The 6,307-nt window shown below is 32.3% G+C and carries 5 protein-coding genes; 4 read left to right on the forward strand and 1 reads right to left on the reverse strand.

Annotated elements, in window-relative coordinates:
* From ES948_RS01975 to ES948_RS01990, 4 genes are all read left to right on the forward strand, one after another.
* On the forward strand, positions 1-735 hold the full coding sequence (locus tag ES948_RS01975) for a cytochrome b/b6 domain-containing protein (protein WP_152183247.1): 735 nt from the start codon (positions 1-3) through the stop codon (positions 733-735).
* A 97-nt stretch (positions 736-832) separates the two neighbouring features.
* Positions 833-2,710 carry a Kae1-like domain-containing protein gene (locus ES948_RS01980; RefSeq protein ID WP_188109422.1) on the forward strand — a complete coding sequence of 626 codons (1,878 nt, stop codon included), beginning with the start codon at positions 833-835 and terminating at the stop codon, positions 2,708-2,710.
* Positions 2,688-4,973: a carbamoyltransferase HypF gene (gene hypF, locus ES948_RS01985; RefSeq protein WP_152183249.1), complete on the forward strand. Its 2,286-nt coding sequence runs from the start codon at positions 2,688-2,690 to the stop codon at positions 4,971-4,973. The genes ES948_RS01980 and hypF overlap by 23 nt, the downstream gene beginning before the upstream one ends.
* Positions 4,966-5,526 (forward strand): hydrogenase maturation protease, encoded by a 561-nt coding sequence (locus ES948_RS01990; RefSeq protein WP_152183250.1) that lies wholly within the window; start codon positions 4,966-4,968, stop codon positions 5,524-5,526. The genes hypF and ES948_RS01990 overlap by 8 nt, the downstream gene beginning before the upstream one ends.
* Before the next feature lie 142 nt (positions 5,527-5,668).
* Here the strand turns inward: ES948_RS01990 and ES948_RS01995 are convergent, their stop codons facing one another.
* Positions 5,669-6,205: a HyaD/HybD family hydrogenase maturation endopeptidase gene (locus ES948_RS01995; protein WP_152183251.1), complete on the reverse strand. Its 537-nt coding sequence runs from the start codon at positions 6,203-6,205 to the stop codon at positions 5,669-5,671.
* Between the last annotated feature and the right edge of the window lie 102 nt (positions 6,206-6,307).

The following is a 6,307-nucleotide window of genomic DNA, read 5'->3' on the forward strand; positions in this document are numbered from 1 at the left end:
ATGAAACCTAAATATAAACAGGTTAAAAGAATGACAGCTTTTATGCGACTCAACCATTGGGTGGTCGCATTTAGTATGATTGGTGCAATTGTTACTGGTTTATACATAGGTCATCCTTATTATGCAACATTGATTGCTGAACCAGCGGTAGTAAAATATGTAATGGCATGGAATCGCTGGTGGCATTTTATCATTGCTATTATCTTTGATGTAAGTAGTATAGTAATCGCATATTTATACTTCTTCTCTCGCTTTGAAAAGCCGTATAAAAAGATTTTACCAACTAGTAGCAATATAAAAGAATTTATGGAAGTTCTTTTAAATCTCGTTACGCTTAACAGAAGAAAAAAGTTTGACTCTACACATTCAGATAGTTTCAATACAGTCTATTTTCTGATTTTTCATTTGTTGCTTGCGTGGATGCTTTTAACAGGATTACAACTTTATGTGCATGGTTTAGAATCCGGTCTCAGTTCTATTGGTAACTGGTGGCCGTGGATGCTTCACTTAGTAACAGATTGGACACTTCCTGTATCATCTTGGATGGTCGGTTCTACTGCAACAGGTGTAAATGTGATGGATGTTCGTATAGTGCATCATACGACTATGTGGCTTGTTATTGCCTGGATTGTGTTTCATATCTACTATCAAGTATGGCGTACAATTTTCTGGAAAGAAGGTGATATTACTATTGTTGTTGGTGGTTCTAAATTCGTACAAGAGAATAAAGCTTAGGCTTTATTCTCTTTTTATACCCTCTTCAAAATTTTCTTAAAGGTATCAAATGGCTTTTGTCCTTGAACTAAGTATTACATCCAATCAAAATTACATTATGAATTATATAGTCGCAATTACAAGAGAATTTGATATAAATAGTGATATTGTAATGCAAGATGAAAAAATCGTTTGTGCTTTTGACTCAAAACATGAAAGACTTCAAGAGTGTCTTGACTCACTTGCACAAAGGCTTCCGGCATCACTTTTTTTAAAATCTTCATCACATAGTGAAAATGAAATCAAGCCAAAAAAGCTAGCAAAATTTGATAGTAAATACCCATTAAACTTAGCTCTTTGTCCTACGTGTCAGAAAGAACTTTTTGATGTTAGTTCCCGTAGATACTATTATCCATTTATTTCTTGTAGTTGTTGCGGAGGTAATTATAGTTTTTTAAATAAATACCCTTATAAAAGAGAGAATACATCATGGAAATTTATTCGTCCATGTGATGAATGTGAAAAAGAAGTTGAAAGTGTTGGACTAAGAGAGTCTCATGTTTTAAATTCTTGCCATAATTGTGCAGTTCCAGTAAGATTAGTTAATAAAACAACGGAAAGATATGCAAATGATGCTGGTAGTTTTCGTACAATGTTTGAGGTTGCAGCTAAAGCTTTAGTCGATAAGAAAAAGTTACTTATGAAAACAACATTTGGATATAGATTATTTTATACAGTACAAAATAAGAATCATCATTCTATATTAATGATGATTAATGCATCTAAAATTACAGACTATCTGGCTTTAATTACAGAAGAGTTTAATGCATTGCTAAGTATAGAACGACCGATAATGCATGTAACGCTTAAAAGTGAAGAACTTAAAAATATTTGGGGAGCGAATACGGCTTATGTAAAGTATCCAGATGATGGTTTTACAATTTTACTTGGAACAGAATTACAAAAACTCGGGATAGACTTTATAGCTTATGAAGACGTAGATGAAAACTGTGATGCAGACATTTTGATGGATTACGATTTAGAAATCAACTCTCAACAAGATATGCGTTTTTTCCTCAACAAAGATATTCAATTTATTGCAGAAGGTGAACGTATTTCCTTTCCTTCACATAATTTAAGAGCTAAAAATCTTGTAAGTATTACAGAGGAGTATGCTGGAATACCACAGGGTGATGCAATGTTCTTTGACAAGATGGAACACCTTGACAGTGTAGAGGTTATGGGTGCTAATGTTTTAGAAGGAGATAATGAACGTTATCATGAGAAGCAAAAATACTTCAGTATTGATGAGGGAAGTTTTATGTCTGTTGTCGCTGAACATGATCTATTTGGTAAAAAATGTGTAGGAGCGTATTTTGATGAAGAACCATCATTTTTATATTATGATGGTAGAAATGTACTTCGTATTGTACCTCCAAAGCATTTTGATAGTTCAAATATCTTGGACGAGATATCTTCTTTACGTGAGGGTTCAGATAGGCTTATAGAAAATCTAAAAAAGAAACTTCCAGAGATTTATAAAAAGCTTGAACTATTGCAAACAAGAGAGAATGTCAAACTCTTTGAAGCTGTAGCAATCATTTTAGGTTTAGATGAAGAAAATATGAAAGGTGTTTCTGTTGAAGCGATGAAGTTTGTTGGTAAGGGAGGCATTCAAATAGATACTCATGTGAAAGATAACCGTTTTGACCATGCGGCATTTCTCGCAAGTATTATTTCATACCAATTAGCAGGTGTAAGTAGTGTTATTTTAGCATACTCAATTTTTGAAAGTTTTGGAGACTATTTTTATGAAATTTTGAGTGAGCTTAAAGGTAAAACAAAAGCAACAGAAATTATTCTTTGTGGAACACATTTCGCAAACCAGTCACTTTTCTCACGTATGCAACGAAATCTTAAGATGACACCGCCATATATGAATAAAAACTATCCAATTGGCAAGGAGAGTGCAGTTGTCGGCGGCGTCTATATTTAAAAAGCGGATTAGACTTAATATTTATGGCATCGTTCAAGGTGTAGGTTTCCGTCCTTTTATATTTAATTTAGCAAATGAATTTGGGCTTCATGGTTTTGTTACCAATAGTGGAGATGGTGTCATTGTTGAGATAGAAGGAGATGATAAATCGCTTCAAGACTTTATAAAAAAACTTCTTGAATCCCCACCATTACTTGCTAAGATTGTTGATATTAAAGAAAAGCAGATAGATGTCAAGAATGACAACTCTTTTTGTATTAAAGATTCTAAAGCATCTAAACGATCAACGATGCTATCCGCAGATATTTCGCTTTGTGATGATTGTAGAAAAGAGATTGATAATCCTAAAGATAGACGATACAAATACCCTTTTATTAATTGTATAAATTGTGGGCCAAGATATACAATCATTAAGGAACTTCCTTATGATAGAAAAAATACTTCAATGCAAAAGTTTGAGATGTGTGATGAGTGCCAAATCGAATATGAGAATCCTCAAAACAGACGTTATCATGCACAACCAATAAGTTGTCATAACTGTGGTCCAAAATTACAATTTATAGACATTAGCAATAAAGGTCAAAAATATGATGATCATATCCTTGATAGAGCTATCGAAAAATTGGATGCTGGTACATCAATTGCCTTAAAAGGTTTGGGTGGTTTTCATATAATTTGTGATGCAACAAACAGTGTAGCAGTAGCAACTTTAAGAATAAATAAGCATCGTCCGACAAAACCTTTGGCTGTTATGTTTAGTTCTTTATATGATATCAAGAAGGTTGCAAAACTTACGAAAAAAGATGAAGCACTTATTACTTCTAAAGAGCGGCCTATTGTTATAGTAACAAAGAAAGAGACATCGGTTTTAGCTGAAGAGATAGCACCGGGTATTGATAGAATAGGTGTCTTTTTACCTTATACTCCTTTACATGAGCTTCTTTTGAAAAAAATGAAAAGACCTATTGTCGCAACAAGTGCAAATATAAGTGATGAACCAATCATAACTGAGCTAAACGGGGTGTTACAAAAACTTCCTCTTGTTGTTGATGGTATTGTTACACATGACAGAGAGATAATTAATGCCTGTGATGATAGTGTTGTAATGAATGTAGCAGACAGAACTATTTTTTTACGTTTGGCAAGAGGCTATGGACCAAAAAGTTTTTATCACCCAAATAAAATAAAGAGGAGAATTTTAGCTGTTGGTGCTAATCAGAAGAGTACATTGACATTGGCTTTTGAAAATAATATTATTATCTCTCCTCATATTGGCGATTTAAACTCCTTAAATGCTTTTGAGTATTTTACTCGGTCACTTGATACTTTACAAAGAGTATATGATTTTAAACCAGATGTTATAGTATGTGACAAACACCCAAATTATGAAACAACACAATGGGCAAAAGAGTATATATCAGAAAATCCAGAAGTTAATTTAATAGAGATACAACATCATTTTGCACATGCACTTTCTGTAATGGCTGAATATGAATTATCTGAAGAGACTCTTGCTTTTTGTTTTGATGGTACAGGATATGGAGACGATAATACTTTATGGGGAGGAGAGGTACTGCTTGCTTCACCTACATCATATACAAGGGCTTTTCATCTTCAGGAAATATATCTTTTAGGAGGAGAAAAAGCAATTAAGCAACCTAAACGCGTTGGGCTCTCTTTACTCTTTGATAACTATACTATAGAAGAAGTATTATCGATGGAACATCCTCTTGTAAAGAGTTTTACACCAGAAGAGATAAAAACACTTTATATAATGTTTCAAAAAAAGATAAATACACTAACAAGTTCTTCTATTGGTAGGCTATTTGATGCTATTTATGCATTGAGTGGATTTGTTAAAGATTTAGGTTATGAGGGAGAAAGCGGGCTGATTATGGAAGGCTTAGCGCAAGAAAGTAATACGAAAGAGAGTTATAGCTATATTATAGAAGACGATACTATATACTACAAGCCAATGTTGGATGAAATACTGCAAGAAACAAATAGAGAAATAATAGCTGCAAAATTTTTAAATACATTATGTAATATAATATTAGATATTATTGAATATTATCCTAAGCTTCCAGTAATTCTCAGTGGTGGTGTTTTTCAAAATAAGTTTTTAGTTCATAAGCTTGTAAAATCTTTTGATGCCAAAAAGATTCGTTATTATATATCATCAACAATACCTGTAAATGATGGAAATATATCTTTGGGTCAAGCATATTATGGAATACATAAAGTGAAGGAAAAAAATGAGTAAAAGAGTTGCATTAATTGGTTCTGGAAATGCTTTTTTTAAAGATGAGGGAGTTGGTCTTTATGCTGCAAAATATATAAAAGAGAATTATTTTTTTAATCAGGATGAATTAGAAATAGTAGATGGTGGAACTCTTGGTTTTAAGTTAATGCCTTTATTGCAGGAGTTTGATGCAGTGATGATTGTTAATACTGCATCGGATGAGAGTAAAAGAGTAGGAGCAATAAGTATAAAAACAACAGATGAGTTTTTGGATGGTGAACTTGTCAAAAAAACAGCTAATGAAGTAGAAATTGCAGAAATGCTGCAAATTTGTTCAATGGCTGAGAGAATGGCTGAAACCATAGTTATTAGTATTGTGCCAGAGGATATTATATCAGTCGAGGTTTCTTTAACAGAAAATATTCGTAATGTTTGGGATGAGTATATTCAAACAATTATAGTCCAATTACAAAAAATGGGTATAGAGATATTGAAAGAAAATGAAAAATTGAGTTTAGATGCTATTTTGGATATCTTTGCAAACCCAAGTATTGAGCATTCTAGAGGTTTTTAATTCATTTTAAGATAAAATTCACTAAAATATGAATATTCATTCAGTTTAAGATTATGGATGACAACTACGACACAATTTTCTCAAGTAGTGTAGTGAAAAAGTTTGTCATTTTACTTCCATATTAGGTTCAAAGTACGCTACACTACCTCTGAGGATTTTTAAATGTTTCAATTATTTCATCAAGCGTTATTTGCTCACTATTTTTTGAAATTTTGATGTTGAGCTTTGTAGTAAGTATCTCTAAGAGCTTTTCTATATAAATTAAAAATTCTTTTCTCATAGTATTAGTAAGATCAATAGATACATCAATTTTTTCAGGAACAATACCAAATACACTTGATTGTGGTAATTCTTTTCCCATTAGTTCTAAAATATCAAAACACTGTAAAACACCTATTTCATGTGCACCACCAGAGTTTAATCCATAGCCTGTAAGTTTATCAGAGGGTATGTGGTAGATACTTCCTGGAGCATCATTTATTTCTATTGCATCAAGAATAAGTATATAGTCATACTCCATAAAAAGATTTAAAAGATTAATGCCTTCTACTCCACCATTAATTATATCAATATGGGGTGCAAAAGTGTAATTTTTTTCAAGATATTTTGTTGCATAGATTGCAACTCCATCATCAAGTTCTAATATATTACCAACACCTAAAATTGCAATTTTTTTCATACTTTAAAATACTCACTTATTAGTAAATTTATTGCTTCATCTTTTGAATGATTATACTTAAATGTAGATACGCATCAACTTGGCCACCCGTACGCATTAACA

This window comes from Sulfurimonas indica (assembly GCF_009192995.1).
Classification (GTDB): domain Bacteria; phylum Campylobacterota; class Campylobacteria; order Campylobacterales; family Sulfurimonadaceae; genus Sulfurimonas; species Sulfurimonas indica.

Excerpts from the sequence above, each read along its gene's own strand:
- ES948_RS01975 (WP_152183247.1), top strand. The coding sequence starts at position 1 with ATGAAACCTAAATATAAACAGGTTAAAAGAATGACAGCTTTTATGCGA.
- ES948_RS01980 (WP_188109422.1), top strand. The coding sequence starts at position 833 with ATGAATTATATAGTCGCAATTACAAGAGAATTTGATATAAATAGTGAT.
- ES948_RS01990 (WP_152183250.1), top strand. The coding sequence starts at position 4,966 with ATGAGTAAAAGAGTTGCATTAATTGGTTCTGGAAATGCTTTTTTTAAA.
- ES948_RS01995 (WP_152183251.1), bottom strand. The coding sequence starts at position 6,205 with ATGAAAAAAATTGCAATTTTAGGTGTTGGTAATATATTAGAACTTGAT.